Genomic DNA, 22047 nt, shown 5'->3' with positions numbered 1-22047 from the left:
TAGCCTGTTGATGATGTCTCCCCGCAAACGCCTCCTGGTTCCGGGTGCCCTCGCGGCCGCCCTCGTCGTCGCAGCTCTGACCGGTTGCGCTCCGACCGTGGCTCTCGATCCCGCAGCCGGCGCCACCGACCCGGGGTGCGCCGAAGTGATGGTGAGGCTTCCGTTGACGGTCGCCGAAGAGACGAGCCGCGAGACGAATGCGCAGGCGACGGCTGCGTGGGGTTCGCCCGCCTCGGTGCTGCTTCGCTGCGGGGTGGCCGAGTACGGCCCGACCACGCTGCCCTGCCTCGACATCGGGACAACGACCGGGCAGACCGGCCAGAGCATCCAGTGGATCGAAGACGACTCCGAGAAGCCCAGCTACACCTATACGACGTTCGGCCGGAGCCCTGCGACCCAGGTGATCGTGGACTCCACTGCGGTCTCCGCGACCACCGTGCTGATCGACCTGCAGAGCGCCATCGCCGCCATCCCGCAGACGTCGGTCTGCACCAACCCCGACGACGTGCTCGGAACGGGAGGCACCGCCACCGACGGGGCGTCCGACGGGGCGACCGACCCCGCCACGTCTGTACCCGCTGACACCGGCGCACCGTTCGTCATCGAGACCACGCCGCCGACTCCGGCCGGCTGACGCGCCCGCGCCCGACACAGATGGATTCCACGGCTTCCGCGCCGGACCCGGGTGTTCCGCCGCACGACGCACTGCGAGGGAGCGGCACGCACCAGAATCGCGGCACGCTCCGGAATCGCGGCACGCTCCGAAAGAGAGGCACACTGCGGAGGCGCCTCGCACTGGGCTCCGCGGCGCTGGTGACGATCATCGCCGGGCTGTCAGTGCACACCCTCGCCACCGGCGCGGGTGGGGACATCGCCGGCGACGCGCTCTACGCCGTGCTCGTCTACCTCGTCGTCGCTGTGATCGCTCCGAGAGTGCACCCGGCGCGCATCGGCCTCGTCGCCCTCATCCTCTGCGCTGCGGTGGAGCTGTTCCAGCTCACCGGTGTTCCCCTCAGCATCGCGAGCTCGTTCCCGCCCGCTGCACTGCTGCTCGGCAGTACCTTCTCGCCCATCGACCTCCTCTCCTACGCGGCAGGAATCGCCGTCATCACCGCGCTCGATGCCACCGCGCGCACCGCCCAGTGGCACTCACGCAGCCGCTGACGCAGCCGCAAACGCAGACGCAGACGCAAACGCAAACGCAAACGCACGGACACGATTCTGAGCAACCACGCCCCCTCGTGCGCCGATGCGCCGAATCCGTGTCGGATCTCTGCGACCACAGTCCGGCGGAGCGGCCGCGGCCAGCCAGCCACGCAGCCAGCCAGCGAAGCACACGGGTGAGCCGGCGGAGCCCGCGGGTGAGGCGGCGCCCTAGGCGTCCAGCCCGCGGCGCGCGAGGAGCGGAGCGATCTCAGCGGCACGTCCCCGGAATTCCGCATAGGCCACCAGAGGGTCCTTCGACCCTCCCACCCCGAGCAGCAGCGCCCGGAAACGATCGCCATTCGCTCGGGTGAGCCCGCCATTCTCCCGGAACCATTCGACCGTGTCGGCATCCAGAACCTCGCTCCAGATGTACGAGTAGTACCCCGCGTCGTACCCACCCGAGAATGTGTGGGCGAAGTACGTGCTCGAATAGCGCGGCGGCACGGCCGGATTGTCGAGACCCACGGCGCCGAGCGCCTCAGCCTCGAACACTCCGACATCGTCCGGCGCGTCATCTGTGCCGAGGGAGTGCCAGGCCTGGTCGATCAGCGCAGCCGCCAGGTATTCGCTCGTCTCGAATCCCTGGTTGAAGGCAGCCGACTTCAGAACCTTCTCAGCGAGAGACTCCGGCATCGCCTCGCCGGTCTCATGGTGAACGGCATAGTTCGCGAGAACCTCCGGCCAGAGCATCCACATCTCGTTGACCTGGCTCGGGAATTCGACGAAGTCCCTGAACACCCGGGTTCCGGCGAACCGGGGGTAGGTGACGCGCGCGAACAGTCCGTGCAGGGCGTGCCCGAACTCGTGGAAGAGCGTGCCGACCTCGCTGTAGGTGAGGAGCGTCGGGGTTCCGGGAGCCGGCTTCGGCACGTTCAGGTTGTTGGTGACGACCGACGGATGCCCGAGCAGGGTGTTTTCGGCGACAAGCGAGTTCATCCACGCGCCGCCCCGCTTCGAGTCTCGCGTGTAGAGGTCGAGCACGTAGAGGCCCACCTCCGACCCGTCGTCGTCCCGCACCTCGAAGACCCGCGCCTCGGGGTGGTACGCGAGAAGGTCTGGGCGCTCGGTGAAGGTCACGCCGTAGAGCCGGTTCGCCGCCCAGAACACTCCCTGCTGCAGCACCCGCTCGGCCTCGAAGTAGGGCCTCATCTCCGACGTGTCGACGTCGAAGCGAGCCTTCCGCTCCCTCTCGCTGAGAAACGCCCAGTCCCAGGATGCGACGTCGAACGCCTCACCGGCCTGGCTCTGAAGCGCGACCTGCTCCCGGCGGGCGTTGCGGGCGGCCGGGCCGCTGAGCATCCGGAGCATGTCGGCCACGGCTTCGGGCGTCTTTGCAGTCTGGCCCGCCGTGACGAACGCGGCATGCGACTCGAAGCCGAGAAGCGCCGCGCGCTCAGCACGAACGCGGGCGATCTCGAGCACGAGCTGCCGGTTGTCGTGAGGGCCACCGCGACGGCCACGTGACAGGGAGGCGGCCATGATGCGTTCCCTGACCTGCCGGTTCGTGAGCATCGCGAGATACGGATGCCCGGTCGGGAGCACGAGCGTGATGACGAACGATCCCTTGAGCCCCCGTTCCCGGGCGGCTTCGGATGCCGCGGAGAGCTGCCCGGCGTCGAGCCCTTCCAGCTCGGCGGCATCATCGACGACCACGGCGAGCTCGTTCGTGTCGGCGAGCAGGTTCTTCTCGAACCGCGTGGTCAGGGTGGAGAGCGTCTGGTTGAACCCGCGGAGGGCGGTCTTGTCGTGCTCGTCGAGCCCGGCCCCGGCCCTCACGAAGTCGGCGTGGTAGCGCTCGACGAGATAGCGGGCCTCTCGATCGAGCGCAGGCTCCCCGGCACCGGCGGCGGCACCGGCCCCGACCAGCCCCTCCCAGACCGCCCGCACGCGTGCGAACAGCGCGGGGTCGAGCCGGATCCGGTCCGAGTGGGCCGCGAGCACCGGGGCCAGCTCCTCCTCGAGCGTCTCGGTGAACGGGCTGCCGTCGGCGGAGGCGCGATTGTAGAACACCGTCGAAACCCGAGCAAGAATCTGGCCCGCCCGCTCGAGCGGGATGATCGTATTCTCGAAGGTGGCGGCATCCGGAACCGCGACGATGGCAGCGATCTCCGCCTCGTGCTCGACGATCCCCCGTTCGAATGCGGGCCGGAAGTGCTCGTCGAGAATCTCCCCGAACGGCGGCAACGCATACGGCAGAGTGCTGGGCTCGAAGAACGGATTGCTCATGCTCTGAAGCCTACGACGAGCATCCAGACGCCCGAGCGCAAGGGTCAGCTGCCGATTGGCCAGCCACGACGAAGCGAGCGTAGCGTTGAGGGCATGACAGTTCCCACAGTGACCCTGAACAACGGCGTCGAGATCCCCCAGCTGGGTTTCGGCGTATACCAGATCGATCCCGCCGACACGAAGGATGCCACCCTCGCTGCCCTCGAGGTCGGCTATCGACACATCGACACGGCCGAGATGTACGGCAATGAGAAGGAGGTCGGTGAGGCGGTTGCCGCGTCGGGCCTCGCCCGCGAGGACATCTTCGTCACCAGCAAGCTGAACAACGGCTTCCACGCCCGGGATGCCGCGCTGAAGGCGTTCGACGGCACGCTCGAGGCACTCGGATTCGAGTACCTCGACCTGTTCCTGATCCACTGGCCGCTGCCGAAGGTCGGAGACTACCTCGAGACATGGAAGGCGATGGAGGAGATCCTCGCCTCGGGCCGGGTGAAGGCCATCGGCGTCTCGAACTTCCAGCAGCACCACCTGCAGCGACTGTTCGACGAGGCCGACATCGTGCCGGCCGTCAACCAGATCGAGGTGCACCCGTACCTGACGCAGGATGCTCTGCGAGCCTTCGACGCCGAACACGGCATCGCGACCGAGGCCTGGTCGCCCATCGCCCAGGGCAAGGTGCTCGACGACGAGGCCATCACCGCGATCGCCGACCGCCTCGGGAAGTCGGCGGCACAGGTCACCCTGCGCTGGCACATCCAGCGCGGCGACATCGTCTTCCCCAAGTCGGTGACGCGCTCCCGCGTCGAGGAGAACTTCGCACTCTTCGATTTCGAGCTGACGGATGCCGACCTCACGGCCATCACCGCTCTCAACCGCGACGAGCGCACGGGCCCGAACCCCGACGAGTTCAACTACATCCCCGACTGACCCGCAGACCCGCACGCACGCACCCGCCACGCAATCGAGTGGGCAGTTCGGGCCCGGAATCGCAGATTCCAGGGCCCGAACTGCCCACTCGATTGCATCGGGCGGAGGGCTACTCGAGAGCGAGGGCGAGGAGGTGCGTGATCAGGGCGGGGTAGGAGACCCCGGTGGCGATCCAGCAGGCGGGGAACATGCTGATCGGCGTGAACCCGGGCATCGTGTTGATCTCGTTCACGACGAAACCTGTCGGCGTGAGGAAGAAGTCGACCCGCGCCAGCCCTTCACAACCGATCGCGGTGAAGGCTCGCACGGCGAGCTCCTGCATCTCGGCCAGCTCCGCCTCCGTCAGGGCGGCAGGGCACACCAGCTCGATGCCCGCAGCCCCGAGGTACTTGGCATCGAAGTCGTAGAACTCGCGGCCTTTCATCACGACCTCACCGGCGACGGATGCCCGTGGTTCCGCCCCGCCGAGGGAACCGAGCACGCCGCACTCCACCTCGCGACCGACGATCCCCTCCTCGACGAGCACCCGGTCGTCTTCGGCGAACGCGACCGCCATCGCGTCGGCGAACGTCGACCAGTCCTTGACCTTGCTCACACCGACCGACGAGCCCGCGCGCGCCGGCTTGACGAACACCGGCAGAGCGAGAGCAGACGCGGCGGCATCCTGAACCGCCGTGGGCGACGCAGCCCACGCCGCGGCGGTCACCGTCTGCCAGGGCGCGACGGCGATTCCGGATGCCGCGAGCACGGTCTTCGTGAAGTGCTTGTGCATGCCGAGCGACGACGCGAGCACGCCCGACCCGACGTACGGCAGAGAGACGAGCTCGAGGAGGCCCTGGACGGTCCCGTCTTCGCCCCACGGCCCGTGCAGGATCGGGAACACCACGTCGACGTTCCCGAGCGAGCGGGCGACGCCCCCGGCATCCAGAACCGTGAGCTCCCGCGACAGGGCGGACGACGGCCACTGCACCCGCGTGCCGTTGTCGGCGACCGACGGCATGGCCGCCGCGTCGAGCGTGAACTTCGACGCGTCGTCGTCTTCGAGCACGAAGGCCCCGTCACGCGTGATGCCGATCGGGATCACCTCGTAGAGCGAGCGGTCAATGGCCGCCAGCACCCCGCCCGCCGTTGCGCAACTGATCGAATGTTCGCTGGAACGGCCGCCGAAGAGCAGGGCCACCACGGTTCTTTCTGCCATCGATCGGCCTTTCGCCCTGGGGTTCGAGTGAATCGGTTGTGAGGTGGGGCGCGATGTCCCGAGGGTTCAGCGTACCGGCAAGTACTTGGCTCACCTGTTGCACGATGGGCATGTCGACCCCGCGGGCCGCTGCCAGAGTGAGGATCGGCGCGACCGACGCGAGGCCCTCAGCAGTCTGCTGCATGCGTGCGACGACATCGGTGAAGCTGTAGCCCTGGCCGAGCAGCCGCCCCGCCGTGTTGTTGCGGGAGAGCGGAGACGAGGACGTCGCGATGAGGTCACCGAGTCCGGCAAGCCCCGACATCGTCTCGGGGCGCGCGCCGTAGGCCACGGCGAAGTCGGTCATCTCGGCGAGCCCTCGGGTCAGGATCGACGCCTTCGTGTTCTCGCCGTAGCCCACCCCGTCGACGATGCCGATCGCCACGGCGATGAGGTTCTTCAGCACCCCGCCGAATTCCGTTCCGATGACATCCGTGTTCACGAATGAACGGAAGTACCGGTTCGTGGCGACCATCGCGACGGCCTCGGCCGTGGCGAGCGAGGCGGACGAGATGACGGCGGCGGTCGGCTGCTCCTTCGCGATCTCAAGGGCGAGATTCGGCCCGGATGCCACAGCGAGCCGGTCACGGTCGATGACGAGCCCCTGCTCGAGCACCTCGCTCATGCGGAGGCCGGTGCCCTTCTCGACCCCCTTCATCAGGCTGACGACGACCGTCTCGGGACCGATCAGCGGTGAGAGCGCGGCGAGGTTCGACCGCAGCGACTGGCTCGGAATCGACACAAACACGAACGCCGATGCCCCGACGGCCTCCTCGAGCGACGACGTCGCCCGGATGCTCGGCGGCAGGTTGATGCCCGGGAGGTAGTCGCTGTTGCGCTTGGCGAGGCCGATCTCCCGCGCGAGCTCGGGTCGCCGTGCCCAGAGCGTCACATCGGCACCGCCGTCGGCGAGGATCTTGGCGAACGTCGTGCCCCAGCTTCCCGCCCCGAGGATGGTGACCTGCGGCACAGGCGGAACGACGATCGGCGGCTTCCGCCGTCCGAAGAGGGGGCTCACCGGAGGGTGCTCACAGTCGCCCGTATTCGCTCTGGTCGTGCTCGGCCGGGTTCCAGCGTTCGGGCGGAGCCGTCTCGCCGCGGAGATCCTCGAGGAGGTGGGTGATCGCATCCATCACCAGCGACGTGGCCTCGGCAAGCGCCGACTGGGTGAGCGGAACTCCCCGGAAACGCGCGAGGTCGACCTCGTCGCCGTATTTGAGGTGAACCGTCTTGCGCGGGAACACGCTGATCTTCTTGCTCCACCGGGGCAGGATCGCCTGGGTTCCCCAGTGCGCGACCGGGATGACCGGCAGACCGTTCTCGAGCGCGATCCGCACGGCACCGCTCTTGCCCCGCATGGGCCAGAGCCCGGGATCACGAGTGAGCGTGCCTTCGGGGTAGACGATCACGCCCTCCCCCGCCGAGGTCAACGAGTGGGCCGCGTCGAGCGGATTGTTGCCGTGTGTGCGGCCCGACCGCTCGACCGGCACCTGTTTGATCGCCCGGAGCGCCCTGCCGAGAACCGGAACCTCGAACAGCGACGCCTTGGCGAGGAACCGCGGCACGCGACCGAGCCGCCAGACCGACCAGCCGATGATGACCGGATCGAAATCGCTGTAGTGGTTCGGCGTCAATACGAAGGCACCGGCCCGCGGGAGCTTCTGGGCATCCTGGACCTCGAGCTTCGCCAGCAGGGCGACCACCGGGATGACCGGGGCCGCCAGCAGGCGGAACGTGAGGTTCTTCTCCGACCGGCTCGAACCGGCCCGGCCCTCAGCCACGCCCGTGCCCGTGCCCACGCCCACGCCCACGCCCACGCCTACGCCTACGCCTCGAAGGAGAAGTCGGCTCCCAGCTTCTTGAGCTTGCCGGTGAAGTCGCCGTAGCCGCGGCTGATCAGCCCGACGTTCGAGACGCGTGACGTACCCTGGGCCGTGAGAGCCGCGATGAGGTGGCTGAAGCCGCCCCGCAGGTCGGGAACCTCGATGTCGGCACCGTGCAGCTTGGTCGGCCCGGTGATCACGGCCGCCTGCTCGAGTGCACGACGGGGAACGCGGCGGTTGCCGCCCTCGAGGCCGTTCTTGTGCACCTCGATGTGGGCACCCATCTCGACGAGAGCGTCGGTGAAACCGAACCGGTTCTCGTACACGGTCTCGTGCACGGTCGACGTGCCGATCGCCTGGGTGAGAGCGACGATGAGCGGCTGCTGCCAGTCGGTCATGAAGCCGGGGTGCACGTCGGTCTCGATCACGACGGGCTTGAGGTCGCCGCCGGGGTGGAAGAAGCGGATGCCGTCCTCTTCGATGTCGAAGTCGCCACCGATCTTCCGGAAGACGTTCAGGAAGGTCATCATCTCCTGCTGCTTCGCACCGACGCAGAAGATGTCGCCCTTGGTGGCGAGGGCGGCGGATGCCCAGCTCGCGGCCTCGTTGCGGTCGAACAGCGCGCGGTGGTCGTAGCCCTTGAGCTTCTCGACACCCTCGATGAGGATGACACGGTTCGGCTCGATCGAGATGATCGCGCCCATCTTCTGCAGCACGGCGATGAGATCCATGATCTCGGGCTCGATGGCCGCGTTCTTCAGCTCGGTGGTGCCCATCGCGCGAACGCCGGTGAGCAGGACCTGCTCGGTGGCGCCGACGCTCGGGTAGGGCAGCTCGATGTTGGCGCCCTTCAACCCGTTGGGGGCGGTGATGTTGATGCCACTCGGGAGCTTCTCGACGACGGCGCCGAAGGCACGGAGCGCATCGAGGTGGAAGTCGATCGGGCGGTCACCGATGCGGCAGCCGCCGAGGTCGGGGATGAAGGCGTGCCCGAGACGGTGCAGCAGCGGGCCGCAGAACAGGATCGGGATGCGCGACGAACCCGAGAGCGCGTCGATCTCGGCACTCTGGGCAATGGCCACGTTAGCCGGGTCGAGCACGAGGGTGCCGGATTCGGGGCTGCCGGTGATCTCGACACCGTGGATCTCGAGCAACCGAGAGACGACGTGCACGTCACTGATGTCGGGAACGTCGCGGAGCACACTCTTGGTGTCCCCGAGGAGAGCCGCGACCATGGCCTTGGTCACGAGATTCTTCGCGCCGCGCACGTCGATCCGGCCCCGGAGTGGACGACCGCCGTGCACGATGATCGTGTCGGAGAGAAGACCCACGTGGGCTGCCGCCTTCTGTGCGTCGAGAACGAGCTGGGCGTCTTGGAGGAGAGTGTTCATATAAGGGTGCTGCCTACTTCACTGGGAGGGTCTTCGGTCGCCAGCCCTGCCGGCGACTCTCGAAATCTGTGATCTCTGCCTCGCTTCGCAGAGTGAGCCCGATGTCGTCGAGACCTTCGAGCAGCCTCCATCGAGTGTAGTCATCGATGTCGAACGGGACTGTGAGCGACCCGACGGAGACCGTCTTCGAGAGCAGGTCGACGGTGATCTCCCGGCCGGGTTCGGCGTCGATCGCCGCCCAGATCGACTCGATGTCGGCCTCGGCGAGCTGGGCCGCGAGCAGCCCCTGCTTGCCCGAGTTGCCGCGGAAGATGTCGCCGAAACGCGAACTGAGCACAGCCGCGAAACCGAAGTCGCGAAGCGCCCAGACGGCGTGCTCGCGAGAGGAGCCCGTGCCGAAGTCGGGGCCGGCGACGAGCACCTTCGCCCCGGCGAAGGCGGGCTGGTTGAGCACGAATTCCGGGTCCTGGCGCCAACCCGAGAAGAGGGCGTCTTCGAAGCCGGTCTTGGTGACCCGCTTCAGGAAGACAGCGGGGATGATCTGGTCGGTGTCGACGTTCGACCGCTTCAGTGGTGCGGCGATACCGGTGATGACGGATACGGCTTCCATGCTCTAGACCGCCTTCGGCGCTGTGGTGGCGAGTTCGTCTGTGGTGGCGGGCCCGTCTGTGGTGGCGGGCCCGTCTGTGGTGGCAGGCCCGTCTGTGGTGGCAGGCCCGTCTGTGGTATCGGGCTCGGGTGCCTGCTCGAGGTCCCACGGACTCGACAGCGTCCCGCGGATCGCGGTCGCGGCGGCGACCAGCGGCGACACGAGGTGGGTGCGCCCGCCCTTGCCCTGGCGGCCCTCGAAGTTACGGTTGGAGGTGGATGCGCACCTCTCCCCCGGTGCAAGCTGGTCGGGGTTCATGCCGAGGCACATCGAGCAGCCGGCGAAGCGCCACTCGGCCCCGAACTCCTCGACGATCCTGTCGATCCCCTCGGCCTCGGCCTCGATGCGCACCCGGGCAGAGCCCGGAACCACCATGACGCGAACATTGTCGGCCTTCTTCTGGCCCTTGATGACGGAGGCGAAGGCGCGGAGGTCCTCGATGCGGCTGTTCGTGCACGACCCCATGAAGACCGCATCCACGGCGATCTCCTTCATGGGGGTGTTGGCGGTGAGCGCCATGTATTCGAGAGCCCGTTCGGCATTGGCCCGGTCGTTCGCATCGATGATGGTCGACGGGTCGGGCACGTTCTCGCTCAGCGAGACACCCTGGCCGGGGTTCGTGCCCCAGGTGACGAACGGTTCGAGGGCGTCTGCGTCGAGGAACACCTCGGCGTCGAAGACAGCGTCGTCGTCGGTCTGGAGGGTGTCCCAGTAGGCGACGGCCTCGTGCCAGTCGGCTCCCGCGGGAGCATGCGGGCGGCCCTCGAGATAGTCGTACGTGATCTGGTCGGGCGCGACCATGCCCGCCCGCGCACCGGCTTCGATCGACATGTTGCAGACGGTCATCCGCCCCTCCATCGAGAGGCTCCGGATGGCCGATCCGCGGTATTCGAGCACGTAGCCCTGCCCGCCGCCGGTGCCGATCTTCGCGATGACCGCAAGGATGATGTCCTTCGCCGTGACCCCCGGTCGGAGCGTGCCCTCGACCGTGATGGCCATCGTCTTGAAGGCCTTCAGCGGCAGGGTCTGCGTGGCGAGGACGTGCTCGACCTCGCTCGTGCCGATGCCGAACGCCATCGCGCCGAACGCGCCGTGGGTCGAGGTGTGCGAGTCACCGCAGACCACCGTGATGCCGGGCATGGTGAGCCCGAGCTGCGGGCCGACGACGTGCACGATGCCCTGCTCGACGTCGCCGAGCGAGTGCAGGCGCACCCCGAACTCCTTCGCGTTGTTCCGGAGGGTGTCGATCTGGGTGCGACTGGTCAGGTCGGCGATCGGCCTGTTGATGCCGAGGGTGGGGGTGTTGTGGTCCTCGGTGGCGATGGTGAGATCGGGACGCCTCACCGGGCGACCGGCCTGCCGGAGGCCGTCGAAGGCCTGCGGGCTCGTCACCTCGTGCACGAGGTGGAGGTCGATGTAGAGGAGGTCGGGGGCACCGTCTTCACCCTTGACGACCAGATGGTCGTTCCAGACTTTCTCTGCGAGGGTCAGTCCCCTGGTCTCCGACATGCTTCCCACCTTCGAACGCGGCAATCTATCCGATCATTCTAACCGCGCACCCCCGGATTGATTCCCGGCGGCAGAGTCAGGAACGCACGCTCTGTTTCAGCTCGGACTGGATGCGGCGGAGTTCGGAGGTGAGCGTGGCGACGGCCGCCTGGTCGAGTGCTCCCTCAGCTGCGCGCTTCCGGAGCTCTGTGCGAACGGCCGCACGAAAGCTGTTCAGCTGGGCATCCACCTCGCGGAGGGTCGACGCGTTGAGGGTGCGCACGGCATCCGCGCTCTGCGATGCTGCAGTGCTCTGCGATGCTGCAGTGCTCTGCGATGCTGCAGTGCTCTGCGATGCTGCAGCGGAAGACTGGTCGGCGCCGTCCCGCGTGTCACGCGCCGCCGCCGCGAGTTCGGCGCGAAGGCTCCGCATCGCATCGTTCACGCCTGCGCGGAGGCCGTCGGCGAGCATCCGCACCGAGTCGGTCACCCTGTCTTCGATGCTCGACAGCTCGGGCAGGCGGGAGTCCCGTTCGGCGCGGCCGGCATCGGTGATCTCGTAGACCGTCTTGCGGCCATCCGTCGACTTCGTGACCAGGCCGTCTTCTTCGAGTTTCGCGAGGCGCGGGTAGATCGTGCCGGCGCTGGGACTGTAGGTGCCGCCGAAACGGTCGCTGAGGGCCTGGATGAGTTCGTACCCGTGCCGGGGCTGTTCGGCGAGCAGGTTGAGGAGGTACAGCCGCAGGTGACCGTGGCCGAAGACGGGGGTCATGCGGGCACTCCGCCCCGGGGCAGGAGTTCAGGCTCGCTGATCGTCGGTGCAGCATCCACTCGTCTCATCGAGGTGATGTCGCCCGTGACGGAGTTGGCACGAACCTCCACGACGTGGCCGTCGAGCGAGCCGCTCGTGAAGGTGTTGCCCTTACCGCGCGTCGAACGGAAGGTCGAGCCGTCGAGAGTCAGCACACCCGAGACCGTGTTGACGCTGTAGCGCGCACCGAAGCCCTCGTCGAGCCGAACGGTGAAGTCGCCGGAGACCGTGTTGTTGGTGAGGGAGTCGACAGGGCCGGCGATGTCGAGGAACACGGCCGAGGAGACGCCGTCGGCCGAGAAGGTCGGGATGCGGCCGCTCGCCGTGAGATCGCCCGAGACACTGTGCGAGACGATCGGCCCGGTGTGGTTCTGCACAGAGACCTCGCCGTTGACCGTGTTGATCTCGAGGCTGCCGGCGACCCCGTCGATCACAAGGTCTCCGGAGACGGTGCTGACCGTGGCGTCGGCGGCCAGCCCCGAGAGGAGTGCGCTCGCCGACACAACTCCGAATTTCAGGGCGATGTGGCGAGGGACGAGCACGCTGATGTCAGCCTTCGCCGTTCCCCGGAAGGAGGCGAAGACGTCGATGAAGCTGTCCCAGCGGAGCTGCGGGTGGTCGATCTCGAGCAGGTCGTCATCGATCGACACCGTGAGGGCTTTGCCCTGCACGGAGTGGATCTCGACGCGTGCGCCGGGCTCGTCGTGGCCGATCACATCGATCCTGCCGCCGATGAGGCTGATCTTCACCGAGCGCACTACTTCGAGGTCGATGACTCTGGGCCCTTCGATGAGCCATTTCTCCAGTGCCATGTGCTTTCTCCTTCGAGCTATATCGCGTTTCACCCAGACTAGGCAGCAGGATGCCGCGGGTCAAGCTCTATCGCGAGTTCAGTCGTAGGTCCTCAGCAACTGCCAGAGGTGCCGGTGGTCATCCCACCGGATGTCGAAGACCCGGGCCTCCCCCTCATCGGTGGTCGCCTGAAAGCGCCAGCCCACCGAGAGTCGCGGCGGGTGAGTGAAAGCCAGGGCGTCGAGGAACGACTCCGGGAGGTCGTCGCCGAGGCGCGTCGGCGAGTCCGTCACCCGGAATCGCCGGGACCCCCAGACGAGGCGATTCGGCCTCCCCTCCTTCAGCCAGACGGCCACCACTTCGTCGACCTTCACCATGCGCCTCCTCCGCTTTTTTCGAACGTATGTTCGAATAGCTGACTGTAGGCCGGGAGAAGTGGACACGCCAAACGATGCTTATAGCTGAAAATCTGCTTTGAGGTCAAAAAGGTGAACAAACGAAAAAACAAGTGACAAAAGTGCAGGTCATCGGTTACCTTCATCAAGATGTCGCCGTCGCAGGGGGCGCTCTTCCTCTGTCAATTCCACTTCAGGAGCACCCATGCACGGTATTTCCCTACCTGAGCGCGCGACGAGCCGGCCACCGGCTTCGCGCGGTCTCGCGAAAAGACTGGCCATCTTCGGCGCAGCCGCGGCTCTCGCTGTTGTACCGTCGCTCGCTCTCGCCCCCGCAGCCTTCGCTGCCGGCGAATTCAGCGTCACCTCCCCGGCCGCCGGGGACATCGATGTAGCGCAGGCCGGCCCCGGCCTCACTGGCTTCACCGGTACCAACCTCGACGCTGGCGACACCGTGCAGGTGTACTACACCGCTGCCGACGGAACCGTGGACACCCCCGCCATCTTCGGTGGCGTTCAGGTCGACGGCGACGGCAACTGGAACGCGATCGCGAACTTCGGTGCTCTCGCGCCGGGCCAGACCCTGGTCAGCGTCACGGTCAAGGAGCTGAAGGACGACGAAGCAGGAACCGTCGTCGCAACTCTCGCCCCCTACGCCTTCACCTTCAAGGACGCGCCCGTGCCCGGCGACCCCTTCGCGGTCACCTCGCCCGAGCAGCTGAGCACCGTCGACACGGCCACCCCGGTCTTCGAGGGAACCGGCACGCCCGGTGCAACCGTCGAGATCCAGTACACGGGTCGCGCGGGCAACCAGGACAGCGCCGGGAAGACCGTCGTCAAGGCCGACAAGACGTGGTCGATCACGACTGACTTCAGCGACCTCGAGCCCGGTGGCGGAACCGTCGAGACCGACGGCATCCGCGTTCTCACCTACCAGACGGACGCCGACGGAAACGAACTCCCCGGAGCCGACCGCCAGGCCATCGTGTTCTACTTCGCGACCGCACCGGTGCCGCTGATCCCGCTGAGCCTCACGCTCGACCCGACCTCGACCACCGTCTCCGACACGGCCCTGACCGGAATCGCCTTCACGGCGACCGGCTTCAGCCCCGCCGAGTCGCTCACCCTGCTCATCAAGGACCCGACCGGCGCGGTTGTGGTTCTGCCCGGTGCCGACACTGCTGCCCAGCTCTTCGCTGACGCGAAGGACGGCAGCGCCAAGGGAGCGATCATCCTCGCGGCCAACGCTCCGGTCGGCGACTACACCGTCGCCCTGACGGGTGACCGCTCAGCGCGAGTGGCAACCGGTACCTTCACGGTCGTCGCAGACCCGACGCCGACCCCCACCCCGACGCCGACTCCCACCACGCCGGCCAACGGTGGCGGCAGCGGATCGGGCGGCAGCGGATCCGGCAGCGGAACCGGCAGCCTCGCCAATACGGGTCTTGACGCATCAGGCATCGGCGCCCTCGCCAGTGGATTCCTGCTCGCCGGAGCCGGCGTGGTCTTCGCCTTCCGTCGCAAGGCGAACGCGTAGCCAGGCCCGAGTCACCACACCTTTCTTTTTCTTCTTCTCACCCGTTTGGAGCTCCACATGTTCGACGAGAAATTCATCACCAACGCCATCAACCGCAGCGCTGAGACCAAGCTCGACCGCCGCAAGCTGCTCGCAGCCGCCGGGATCGGTGCCGCCGGCATCGGCGCCGCCGTGCTCGCACCGGCAGCTGGCGCCGTCGCCGCCCCGGCCGTCTCGGCTGCCGGTATCAGCGACGGTTCGATCCTGAACTTCGCCCTCAACCTGGAATACCTCGAGGCCGAGTTCTACCTGCACGCCGTGACCGGCGCGGGTCTTCCCGCCAGCCTCACCGGCGGCAAGCAGACCGTCGGTGCGGTGACCGGTGGCAAGCAGGTCACGTTCCAGACCCCCGCGATCAAGGCCTACGCCGAGGAGATCGCTGCTGACGAGCGTGCGCACGTCGCATTCCTCCGTGCAGCGCTCGGCTCGGCTGCCGTCTCGCGCCCCGCGATCAACATCTCGGATGCCTTCACCTCGGCTGCCGTCGCGGCCGGCGTGATCAAGCAGGGCCAGACCTTCGACCCGTATGCCGACGAGGTCAGCTTCCTCATCGGCGCCTTCATCTTCGAAGACGTCGGAGTCACCGCCTACAAGGGTGCAGCAGCTCTCGTCACCAACAAGACGTACCTCGAAGCCGCTGCGGGCATCCTCTCGGTCGAGGCGTACCACGCCGGAATCGTGCGCACGAGCCTCTACCGCATCGGCGTCGAGACCCCCGCGGTCATTGACACGGTCAACAAGATCTCGGCCGCCCGTGACAGCCTCGACGGCTCGACCAGCCTCGACCAGGGCATCACGGTCAATGGCAAGGCGAACCTCGTTCCGACCGACTCGAACGGCATCACCTACAGCCGTACGCCCGGCCAGGTGCTGAACATCGCCTACCTGAACCCGAAGGCCGTCACGAAGGGCGGGTTCTTCCCGTCCGGCGTCAACGGAACCCTGAACACCTCGGGCGGCGCTGCGTAAGGCACAACTGCATACTGGGAAGGGCCCTCGCTTCGGCGGGGGCCCTTCCTTCATGAATGGAGCACCAGGTGGCCGAGCGAACAGCACTTCCCGTCGGCACCGCCGAGCCCGAATACGAGCTCACGACCGCGCTCGACACCGATCCCCTGGGTCTGTTCGAGGGCCTGCCCGCCGAAGACCTCGCCTATGCTGCCCGGGCGCGCGGTTTCGTCGAGGCCGAAGTGCTGCCGGTGATCGACGGCTACTGGGACCGCGCCCAGTTTCCCGCGCAGCTCGCCCACCGCCTCGGCGAGCTCGACCTGCTGCGGGAGGGTACCGACATCCCCGGGTTCGCTCCGATGTCGAAACTCGCCGCCGGACTCGTGAACCTCGAGATCAACCGGGGCGACGGTTCGCTCGGCGCGTTCATCGGCGTGCAGGGCGGGCTCGCCCTCCGGTCGGTGGCCTCGTTCGGTTCGCCCGGGCAGAAGCACCGCTGGCTCGAACCCCTCGCCCGCGCAACGGAGTTCGGCGCCTTCGCCCTCACCGAACCGACGCACGGCTCCGATTCCGTGGCGCTCGAGAGCACCGCGACGAGGGCGAGCCGGGGCGGCACCGCCGGCTACCTCCTGAACGGTGAGAAGAAGTGGATCGGCAACGGCTCCCTCGGCGGCCTCACGATCGTCTGGGCGCGAACGGCCGACGGGGCGGTGCGCGGCTTCCTCGTCGACCAGGGGACTCCCGGATACGAGGCCACGGTCATCGAGCAGAAGGCCTCACTCCGCGCGATCTGGCAGACGCACATCGTACTGACGGACGTGTTCGTGCCGGAGGATGCTCTTCTGCCCGGGGCGACCTCGTTCCGCGAGACGGCCAGGTCCATCCAGTCGACCCGCCTCTCGGTCTCCTGGGCCGCCCTCGGTCACGCCACGGCCTGCTACGAGGCCGCGGTGCAGTACGCGGCCAAGCGCAGCCAGTTCGGCCGGCCCCTCGGCGCTTCGCAGATCGTGCAGGAACGCCTCGCCCGCATGCTGAGCGAGCTCGGCACGATCCAGTTGTACTGCTTCCAGGCGACGGCTCTGGATGCCCGCGGGGCCCTCACGGCCACGCAGGCCAGTCTCACGAAGTTCACCAGCACGCGAACCGCCCGCGCGATCGCGTCGAACGCGCGCGACCTGCTCGGCGGCAACGGCATCCTGCTGAAGCACTCTGTCGCGCGCCACCTCGCCGATCTGGAGTCGCTGCACACCTACGAGGGCACCGAGACCATCCAGGCCCTCCTCATCGGGCGTTCCATCACCGGGATCTCCGCCTTCGCCTGAGTTTCCGGTCGTCACCCGGGCGGTCACCGCCCGGCGGCGGTTGTCGTTATCGTTGACGGGGTACTTCGTACCGAAGAGGAGCCAGCACCCGATGAGCACAGCGCAGATCGTTCCCGCCCCCACCTCGCCCGGGGCCCGGATCGCCGGCTTCGGCTTCGAGAGGGGCTCGCGCATCGTCACGAACGACGACCTGTCCCAGACGCTCGACACCAACGACGAGTGGATCACCCGCCGCGTCGGTATCCGGGAGCGCCGTTTCGCGACCGCCGACGAGACTGTCGTTTCGCTGGCCGTGAAGGCCGGCCGGATGGCGCTCGAGGATGCCGGGATGCTGCCCTCCGACATCGACACCGTCATCGTGGCCACCTGCACGATGCCGTCGCAGATCCCGCACGCCGCGACGCAGGTCGCCGCCGGGCTCGGCATCGAAGCCCCCGGCTCGTTCGATCTCAATGCCGCGTGCGCCGGGTTCTGCTACGGCCTCGGCGTGGCCTCGAGCGCCATCAAGAACGGGGCGGCGAAGAACGTGCTGCTGATCGGCGCCGAGAAGCTCACCGACTGGGTCGACCAGACCGACCGCGGCAACGCGATCATCTTCGGCGACGGCGCGGGAGCCGTCGTGGTGACGGCGAGCGAGGTCGACGAGATCGGACGGGTGGCGTGGGGCTCGGCCGAGAAACTCGTGTCGACCATCCACATCAAGGACCGCGACTCGTTCATCTTCCAGGAGGGCCAGTCGGTGTTCCGCTGGGCGTCGACCGCGATCGCTCCCGTCGCCCTCCGCGCCGTCGAGGCATCCGGAGTCGCCCTCGGGGACATCGACGCGCTGGTCACGCACCAGGCGAACCTCCGCATCGTCGAGGCGATCGCCCACAGGGTGAAGGACGCAGGCGCCCGCGACGACCTGATCGTGGCCGACGACATCGTCACGACGGGCAATACCTCCTCGGCGTCGATCCCGATCGCGATTGCACGGATGCGCGAGGCCGGCACCCTGACGTCGGGTGACCTGGTGCTCTCCGTCGGGTTCGGCGCAGGCCTCACCTACGCGGGAATCGTCTTCCGCCTGCCCTGAGACCCGGCGCCGGTACCGGTCTCAGCACAGGCACCACTGGTAAGGTAAGGCTTACCATGGTGACGACCCTGCCGAGCGTGCGTACAGGAGCTCCCCCGCGAGGAGCGGTCGCAGCCACCGCGAGCCGCCGCACGATCCTCCTGCTGGCACTGCTCCTCCTGCTGCTGCTCCTCGCGGGCCTCAGCCTCTTCATCGGTTCGGGCAACCTCGCCCCCGACGCGGTCTGGAAGGCGCTCACCGAAGGCGGCAGCGACACCACAGCGCTGCTCGTCAACACCTTCAGGGTGCCCCGCATGCTGCTGGCCCTCCTCGTCGGCGCCGCGCTCGGCCTCGGCGGGGCCCTCATGCAGGCCATCACCCGCAATCCCCTGGCCGACCCGGGGCTGCTCGGAGTGAACGCCGGGGCGTACATCGCCGTCGTGCTGGCGATCACCTACGCGGGCGTGGCCGGCATCTCGAACTACGTCTGGTGGTCGTTCGCCGGGGCGATCCTCGTGACCGCCGGGGTCTACGCGATCGGCGGGCGCGGGCGGTCGGGGGCCGATCCGGCGCGACTCGTGCTGGTGGGCGTCTCGGTGTCGTACCTGCTGAACGGCATCAGCATGGGCATCACGCTGCAGAACCCCGACACGTTCGATGCGATCCGGTTCTGGTCCGCCGGTTCGCTGCAGGGCCGGCAGTGGGACATCGTCTGGGGTGTGCTGCCGTTCATCCTGGTGGGCGGGGTGGTGGCGCTCGCGCTCGGGCGATCGTTGAACGCCTCGGTGCTGGGCGACGACCTCGCACGCTCGCTCGGCGCGAACCTCCTCGGAACCCGCATCATCGGATTCGCTGCCGTGACGATTCTCTGCGGCGCGGCCACGGCGGCGGCCGGCCCCATCTCGTTCCTCGGCCTGATGGCAGCCTTCGTGGCGCGGCGGATCGTGGGGCCCGACCAGCGCTGGATCCTGCCGTTCGCTGCCGTCATCGCGCCGATCATCTTTCTCACAGCCGACCTGGTCGGCCGCCTGCTGATTGCGAGCGAAGTGCCGGTCGGACTGGTCACCGCGTTCATCGGTGCTCCGCTGCTGATCGTGCTGATGCGCGGCCGGAAGGCGGTGAAGGGGTTGTGACGAGGCTCGAGGAGGCGCCGGCGATCCGGGCGGACGAGACCCGCACGCTCGCAGCCGTGAAGGGGATACACGTGATTCGGCTCGCGGGTGGACGGGTGAGCATCCGGATCCGCACCCGCACCGTCTGGGTGGTGGGCGCACTCACGGTGTTCACTCTGGCGCTCGCGGTTCTCGCTGTGACGCTCGGCGAATACCCGATCGCACCCGGCGACGTGTTCGCGGTGTTCACGGGGCACGGTTCGGCAAGCATCCAGCGCATCGTGCTCGAGTGGCGGGCGCCCCGGATCGTGCTGGCCATTCTCGCGGGCGCGGCGCTGGCGCTCTCGGGCGCGATCTTCCAGTCGCTCACACGGAACCCACTCGGCAGTCCCGACATCCTCGGCTTCTCACAGGGTGCGTACACGGGGGCCCTGGTCGTGCTGTTCGTGATCGGCGGCAACTACGTGGCCACCTCGATCGGCGCGTTCATCGGCGGGGTGGCGACGGCCGCCGTCGTCTATCTGCTGAGCTTCCGGAACGGCGTGCAGGGCTTCCGGCTGATCGTGATCGGCATTGCGGTCAGCGCGTTCCTCGTGGCGGTGAACGGCTGGCTGATCATCTCGGTCGACGTCAACCGCGCGCTGTCGGCGGCCACCTGGGGCACCGGATCGTTCGACCTCTCGACCTGGGCCGACGTGATCCCCGTGCTCGGCACGATCGTCGTGCTCGTGCCGGTGCTGGCGATCCATGCCCAGCGGCTCCGCACGCTCGAGCTCGGGGACGATGCGGCGGTCGGCCTCGGGGTGAGGGCCGAACCGACCCGGCTCGTGCCGCTGCTGGTGGGCGTCGCTCTGGTGGCCGTGGTCACGGCGGCGGCCGGGCCGATCTCGTTCGTCGCCCTGGCCGCACCCCAGATCGCCCGCCGCCTCACCCGGTCACCCGGCACTGCCCTCCTTCCCGCCGCGCTGCTGGGCGCAGCGCTGATGCTCGGCAGCGACGTGATCGCACAACGGATCATCGCGCCCACCCAGCTACCCGTCGGCATCATCACGGTGATCGTCGGTGGCGTCTACCTCGTCGCCCTGCTCGCGGCGCAGTCCCGGAAGGCCTGACGTGAACCCTGGAACACCCGCCGGCTCGGCTCCCGCTGCCGCGTCCCCGCCTGCGTCACCGGCCGCGCCCGTGCGGCTCGCGGGCCTGGGCCTCCGGGTGGGCTACGACAAGCGGACGATCATCCACGGTCTCGACATCCAGATCCCGGATGACTCGTTCACTGTGATCGTCGGCCCGAACGCCTGCGGCAAGTCGACGCTGCTGCGCTCGCTCGCCCGGGTGCTGGCACCCACGGCCGGGAGTGTCGTGCTCGACGGGCGCGACATCGCGAAGTACCCCTCCAAGGAGGTCGCGCGGCGCGTCGGACTGCTGCCGCAGACCTCGGTCGCGCCCGACGGTATCACCGTGCTCGACCTCGTCTCGCGCGGACGCTTCCCGCACCAGTCGATGCTCCGCCAGTGGTCGGTCGACGACGAGAGCGCCGTAGCCGAGGCTCTGGCCGCGACGAACGTCACGGAGCTCAGCGGGCGCTCGGTCGACGAGCTCTCCGGCGGGCAGCGCCAGCGGGTCTGGGTGGCGATGGCGCTCGCCCAGCAGACCCCGATCCTGCTGCTCGACGAGCCGACGACCTACCTCGACATCGCCCACCAGGTGGAGCTGCTCGACCTGTTCTCCCGGTTGAACCGCGAGTCGGGTCACTCGCTCGTCGCCGTGCTGCACGACCTGAACCAGGCCGCACGCTACGCGACGCACCTCGTGGCGATGAAGGACGGGCGCGTGGTCCGAGAGGGCGCCCCGAACGACATCGTGACCGCGGAGCTGGTCGAACACGTGTTCGGGCTGCGGTGCCGCATCATCGAGGACCCGGAGTCCGGTACGCCGCTGGTGATCCCCCTGCGGTCTCACTGAGCTCTCCTGTCGGGGCGATTCGCTTCCCTGAGAATCCACACAGGTGCTCGGGTTTGGTTAGGCTAACCTAAAATCACCCGTGTACCCGATCGAGAGAGCTTCAATGCGCACCCGTCTTCTCCGTACCACCACCGTTGTTGCCGCAACAGCAGCGGCCCTCCTCGCCTTCAGCGGATGCGCCGCGAGCGCGACCAGCGAGCCAGCCTCCTCCGCAGCATCCGGACCCCTCGGCACCGTCGACACCATGTTCGGCAGCGTCGAGGTTCCGCAGCCGGCCACCGCCGACCTGAAGGTCGTCGCCCTCGGCTGGTCGGATGCCGAGATGGCCCTCGCCCTCGGCGTCAAACCGGTCGGAGTCTACGACTGGCAGGGCTTCGGCGCCCCGACGAAAGGCGTCGGCGAGTGGGCCGCACCGCTCTTCGGCGACGTCGTTCCCGAGCAGCTGGGCGGGGGTGAGACGCTGAACTACGAACAGATCGCGGCCCTCGACCCAGACGTCATCCTGAACGTGCGGAGCGACAACGACGAGGAGACCTACAAGCGTCTCAGCGAGATCGCACCGACGGTCTACGCCCCCACCGGAACCGGCGCGTTCGCCACCGACTGGGCGACGCAGCTCACCTCGGTCTCGGAGGCCCTGGGCCAGGCCGACAAGGGTGCCGAGCTGATCTCCTCGACGAAAGCCGACATCGCGGCCGCCGCTGCCGCCAACCCCACCTTCGCCGGCAAGACAGCTGTCTCCGCCGCCAAGTTCGGTGAGGCATACGGCGCCTACCTGCCGGGCGACGGCCGGTTCGACATCCTCGCCGACCTGGGCTTCGTGAGCGCCCCAGCCGTGACCGCGCTCGGTGCCGGTGCGTTCTACGCTGCCGTCTCTGTCGAGAACGTCTCGGCACTCGACGCCGACGTGATGGTCGGCGTGCCGATCGGCTTCACCGCCGCAGAGACCTCGGCCGACCCCCTGCTCGCGAGCCTTCCCGTCGTGCAGGACGGCCGCGCGGTCATCCTCGACCCGGGCGCCGAGGTCACGAAGGCGTACAGCGCGGCCAGCGTGCTGAGCATCCCCGTCGTGCTCGACCAGCTCGTACCGCTGCTGGCCACGGCCGCCGCCAGGTAGCGCGCACGCCG

21 protein-coding genes are annotated in these 22047 nt (G+C 68.1%); 11 read left to right on the top strand and 10 right to left on the bottom strand.

Features of this window, described 5'->3' with window-relative positions; genetic code table 11:
- Positions 1-13: 13 nt before the first annotated feature.
- Together B7R21_RS05265 and B7R21_RS05260 are read left to right on the top strand one after the other, a co-directional pair.
- A complete protein-coding gene (locus tag B7R21_RS05265) occupies positions 14-634 on the top strand; it encodes a DUF3515 family protein (protein WP_116282241.1) in 621 nt (206 codons plus the stop codon).
- 20 nt (positions 635-654) lie between these two features.
- A complete protein-coding gene (locus tag B7R21_RS05260; RefSeq protein WP_116282183.1) occupies positions 655-1164 on the top strand; it encodes a DUF2809 domain-containing protein in 510 nt (169 codons plus the stop codon).
- Positions 1165-1374: 210 nt separating this feature from the next.
- On the opposite strand, the gene B7R21_RS05255 is transcribed toward B7R21_RS05260, so the two are convergent.
- Entirely contained in the window at positions 1375-3432 is a 2058-nt protein-coding gene (locus tag B7R21_RS05255) for a M3 family metallopeptidase (protein ID WP_116282182.1), read from the bottom strand.
- A 93-nt stretch (positions 3433-3525) separates the two neighbouring features.
- Between B7R21_RS05255 and B7R21_RS05250 the strand changes: the two genes are divergently transcribed.
- Positions 3526-4359: an aldo/keto reductase gene (locus tag B7R21_RS05250; protein WP_116282181.1), complete on the top strand. Its 834-nt coding sequence runs from the start codon at positions 3526-3528 to the stop codon at positions 4357-4359.
- 109 nt (positions 4360-4468) lie between these two features.
- Here the strand turns inward: B7R21_RS05250 and B7R21_RS05245 are convergent, their stop codons facing one another.
- From B7R21_RS05245 to B7R21_RS05205, 9 genes are all read right to left on the bottom strand, one after another.
- Positions 4469-5557 (bottom strand): D-alanine--D-alanine ligase family protein, encoded by a 1089-nt coding sequence (locus tag B7R21_RS05245; RefSeq protein WP_116282180.1) that lies wholly within the window; start codon positions 5555-5557, stop codon positions 4469-4471.
- Entirely contained in the window at positions 5460-6551 is a 1092-nt protein-coding gene (locus tag B7R21_RS05240) for an NAD(P)H-dependent glycerol-3-phosphate dehydrogenase (protein WP_253259657.1), read from the bottom strand. Before B7R21_RS05240 ends, B7R21_RS05245 begins: the two co-directional genes overlap by 98 nt.
- Before the next feature lie 73 nt (positions 6552-6624).
- A complete protein-coding gene (locus B7R21_RS05235; protein WP_367379384.1) occupies positions 6625-7413 on the bottom strand; it encodes a lysophospholipid acyltransferase family protein in 789 nt (262 codons plus the stop codon).
- Between the two features lie 8 nt (positions 7414-7421).
- Complete coding sequence (gene murA, locus B7R21_RS05230) at positions 7422-8810, bottom strand: UDP-N-acetylglucosamine 1-carboxyvinyltransferase (protein ID WP_116282177.1); 1389 nt, start codon at positions 8808-8810, stop codon at positions 7422-7424.
- 13 nt (positions 8811-8823) lie between these two features.
- On the bottom strand, positions 8824-9420 hold the full coding sequence (gene leuD / locus B7R21_RS05225; protein ID WP_116282176.1) for a 3-isopropylmalate dehydratase small subunit: 597 nt from the start codon (positions 9418-9420) through the stop codon (positions 8824-8826).
- Positions 9421-9423: 3 nt separating this feature from the next.
- Positions 9424-10968, bottom strand: coding sequence for a 3-isopropylmalate dehydratase large subunit (leuC, locus tag B7R21_RS05220; RefSeq protein ID WP_253259647.1), 1545 nt, complete (start codon positions 10966-10968; stop codon positions 9424-9426).
- A 76-nt stretch (positions 10969-11044) separates the two neighbouring features.
- Positions 11045-11719: a PadR family transcriptional regulator gene (locus B7R21_RS05215; protein ID WP_116282175.1), complete on the bottom strand. Its 675-nt coding sequence runs from the start codon at positions 11717-11719 to the stop codon at positions 11045-11047.
- Complete coding sequence (locus B7R21_RS05210) at positions 11716-12570, bottom strand: DUF4097 family beta strand repeat-containing protein (RefSeq protein ID WP_116282174.1); 855 nt, start codon at positions 12568-12570, stop codon at positions 11716-11718. Before B7R21_RS05210 ends, B7R21_RS05215 begins: the two co-directional genes overlap by 4 nt.
- A 78-nt stretch (positions 12571-12648) precedes the next feature.
- A complete protein-coding gene (locus B7R21_RS05205) occupies positions 12649-12927 on the bottom strand; it encodes a hypothetical protein (protein ID WP_116282173.1) in 279 nt (92 codons plus the stop codon).
- A 223-nt stretch (positions 12928-13150) separates the two neighbouring features.
- Here B7R21_RS05205 and B7R21_RS05200 point away from each other — a divergent pair, with 223 nt between their 5' ends.
- The 8 genes from B7R21_RS05200 to B7R21_RS05170 all read left to right on the top strand — a co-directional run bounded on the left by B7R21_RS05200 (position 13151) and on the right by B7R21_RS05170 (position 22036).
- Complete coding sequence (locus B7R21_RS05200; protein ID WP_116282172.1) at positions 13151-14482, top strand: LPXTG cell wall anchor domain-containing protein; 1332 nt, start codon at positions 13151-13153, stop codon at positions 14480-14482.
- Positions 14483-14539: 57 nt separating this feature from the next.
- Positions 14540-15490: a ferritin-like domain-containing protein gene (locus B7R21_RS05195; protein ID WP_116282171.1), complete on the top strand. Its 951-nt coding sequence runs from the start codon at positions 14540-14542 to the stop codon at positions 15488-15490.
- Positions 15491-15546: 56 nt separating this feature from the next.
- Entirely contained in the window at positions 15547-16791 is a 1245-nt protein-coding gene (locus B7R21_RS05190) for an acyl-CoA dehydrogenase family protein (protein WP_116282170.1), read from the top strand.
- Positions 16792-16882: 91 nt separating this feature from the next.
- Positions 16883-17866 carry a beta-ketoacyl-ACP synthase III gene (locus tag B7R21_RS05185; protein WP_116282169.1) on the top strand — a complete coding sequence of 328 codons (984 nt, stop codon included), beginning with the start codon at positions 16883-16885 and terminating at the stop codon, positions 17864-17866.
- Between the two features lie 56 nt (positions 17867-17922).
- On the top strand, positions 17923-18978 hold the full coding sequence (locus tag B7R21_RS20380) for a FecCD family ABC transporter permease (RefSeq protein ID WP_216364109.1): 1056 nt from the start codon (positions 17923-17925) through the stop codon (positions 18976-18978).
- A complete protein-coding gene (locus tag B7R21_RS05180; RefSeq protein WP_216364107.1) occupies positions 18975-20069 on the top strand; it encodes a FecCD family ABC transporter permease in 1095 nt (364 codons plus the stop codon). The genes B7R21_RS20380 and B7R21_RS05180 overlap by 4 nt, the downstream gene beginning before the upstream one ends.
- A gap of 1 nt (position 20070) precedes the next feature.
- Complete coding sequence (locus B7R21_RS05175; RefSeq protein WP_116282168.1) at positions 20071-20919, top strand: ABC transporter ATP-binding protein; 849 nt, start codon at positions 20071-20073, stop codon at positions 20917-20919.
- Positions 20920-21022: 103 nt separating this feature from the next.
- A complete protein-coding gene (locus B7R21_RS05170; RefSeq protein ID WP_116282167.1) occupies positions 21023-22036 on the top strand; it encodes an ABC transporter substrate-binding protein in 1014 nt (337 codons plus the stop codon).
- Positions 22037-22047 lie beyond the last annotated feature (11 nt).

Origin of the sequence: Subtercola boreus, assembly GCF_003399625.1 — a bacterium.
Lineage (GTDB): Bacteria > Actinomycetota > Actinomycetes > Actinomycetales > Microbacteriaceae > Subtercola > Subtercola boreus_C.
The sequence above is the reverse complement of the archived record's forward strand: the minus strand, read 5'-3'. Positions and strand labels throughout refer to the sequence as shown.

Bases quoted from the DNA above. Each gene is read 5' to 3' on its own strand.
- B7R21_RS05260 (WP_116282183.1), top strand. From the start codon at position 655: ATGGATTCCACGGCTTCCGCGCCGGACCCGGGTGTTCCGCCGCACGAC.
- B7R21_RS05245 (WP_116282180.1), bottom strand. From the start codon at position 5,557: ATGGCAGAAAGAACCGTGGTGGCCCTGCTCTTCGGCGGCCGTTCCAGC.
- B7R21_RS05210 (WP_116282174.1), bottom strand. From the start codon at position 12,570: ATGGCACTGGAGAAATGGCTCATCGAAGGGCCCAGAGTCATCGACCTC.
- leuD (WP_116282176.1), bottom strand. From the start codon at position 9,420: ATGGAAGCCGTATCCGTCATCACCGGTATCGCCGCACCACTGAAGCGG.
- B7R21_RS05255 (WP_116282182.1), bottom strand. From the start codon at position 3,432: ATGAGCAATCCGTTCTTCGAGCCCAGCACTCTGCCGTATGCGTTGCCG.
- B7R21_RS05200 (WP_116282172.1), top strand. From the start codon at position 13,151: ATGCACGGTATTTCCCTACCTGAGCGCGCGACGAGCCGGCCACCGGCT.
- murA (WP_116282177.1), bottom strand. From the start codon at position 8,810: ATGAACACTCTCCTCCAAGACGCCCAGCTCGTTCTCGACGCACAGAAG.
- B7R21_RS05250 (WP_116282181.1), top strand. From the start codon at position 3,526: ATGACAGTTCCCACAGTGACCCTGAACAACGGCGTCGAGATCCCCCAG.
- B7R21_RS05190 (WP_116282170.1), top strand. From the start codon at position 15,547: ATGGAGCACCAGGTGGCCGAGCGAACAGCACTTCCCGTCGGCACCGCC.
- B7R21_RS20380 (WP_216364109.1), top strand. From the start codon at position 17,923: ATGGTGACGACCCTGCCGAGCGTGCGTACAGGAGCTCCCCCGCGAGGA.
- B7R21_RS05170 (WP_116282167.1), top strand. From the start codon at position 21,023: ATGCGCACCCGTCTTCTCCGTACCACCACCGTTGTTGCCGCAACAGCA.
- leuC (WP_253259647.1), bottom strand. From the start codon at position 10,968: ATGTCGGAGACCAGGGGACTGACCCTCGCAGAGAAAGTCTGGAACGAC.
- B7R21_RS05265 (WP_116282241.1), top strand. From the start codon at position 14: ATGTCTCCCCGCAAACGCCTCCTGGTTCCGGGTGCCCTCGCGGCCGCC.
- B7R21_RS05195 (WP_116282171.1), top strand. From the start codon at position 14,540: ATGTTCGACGAGAAATTCATCACCAACGCCATCAACCGCAGCGCTGAG.
- B7R21_RS05185 (WP_116282169.1), top strand. From the start codon at position 16,883: ATGAGCACAGCGCAGATCGTTCCCGCCCCCACCTCGCCCGGGGCCCGG.
- B7R21_RS05205 (WP_116282173.1), bottom strand. From the start codon at position 12,927: ATGGTGAAGGTCGACGAAGTGGTGGCCGTCTGGCTGAAGGAGGGGAGG.
- B7R21_RS05215 (WP_116282175.1), bottom strand. From the start codon at position 11,719: ATGACCCCCGTCTTCGGCCACGGTCACCTGCGGCTGTACCTCCTCAAC.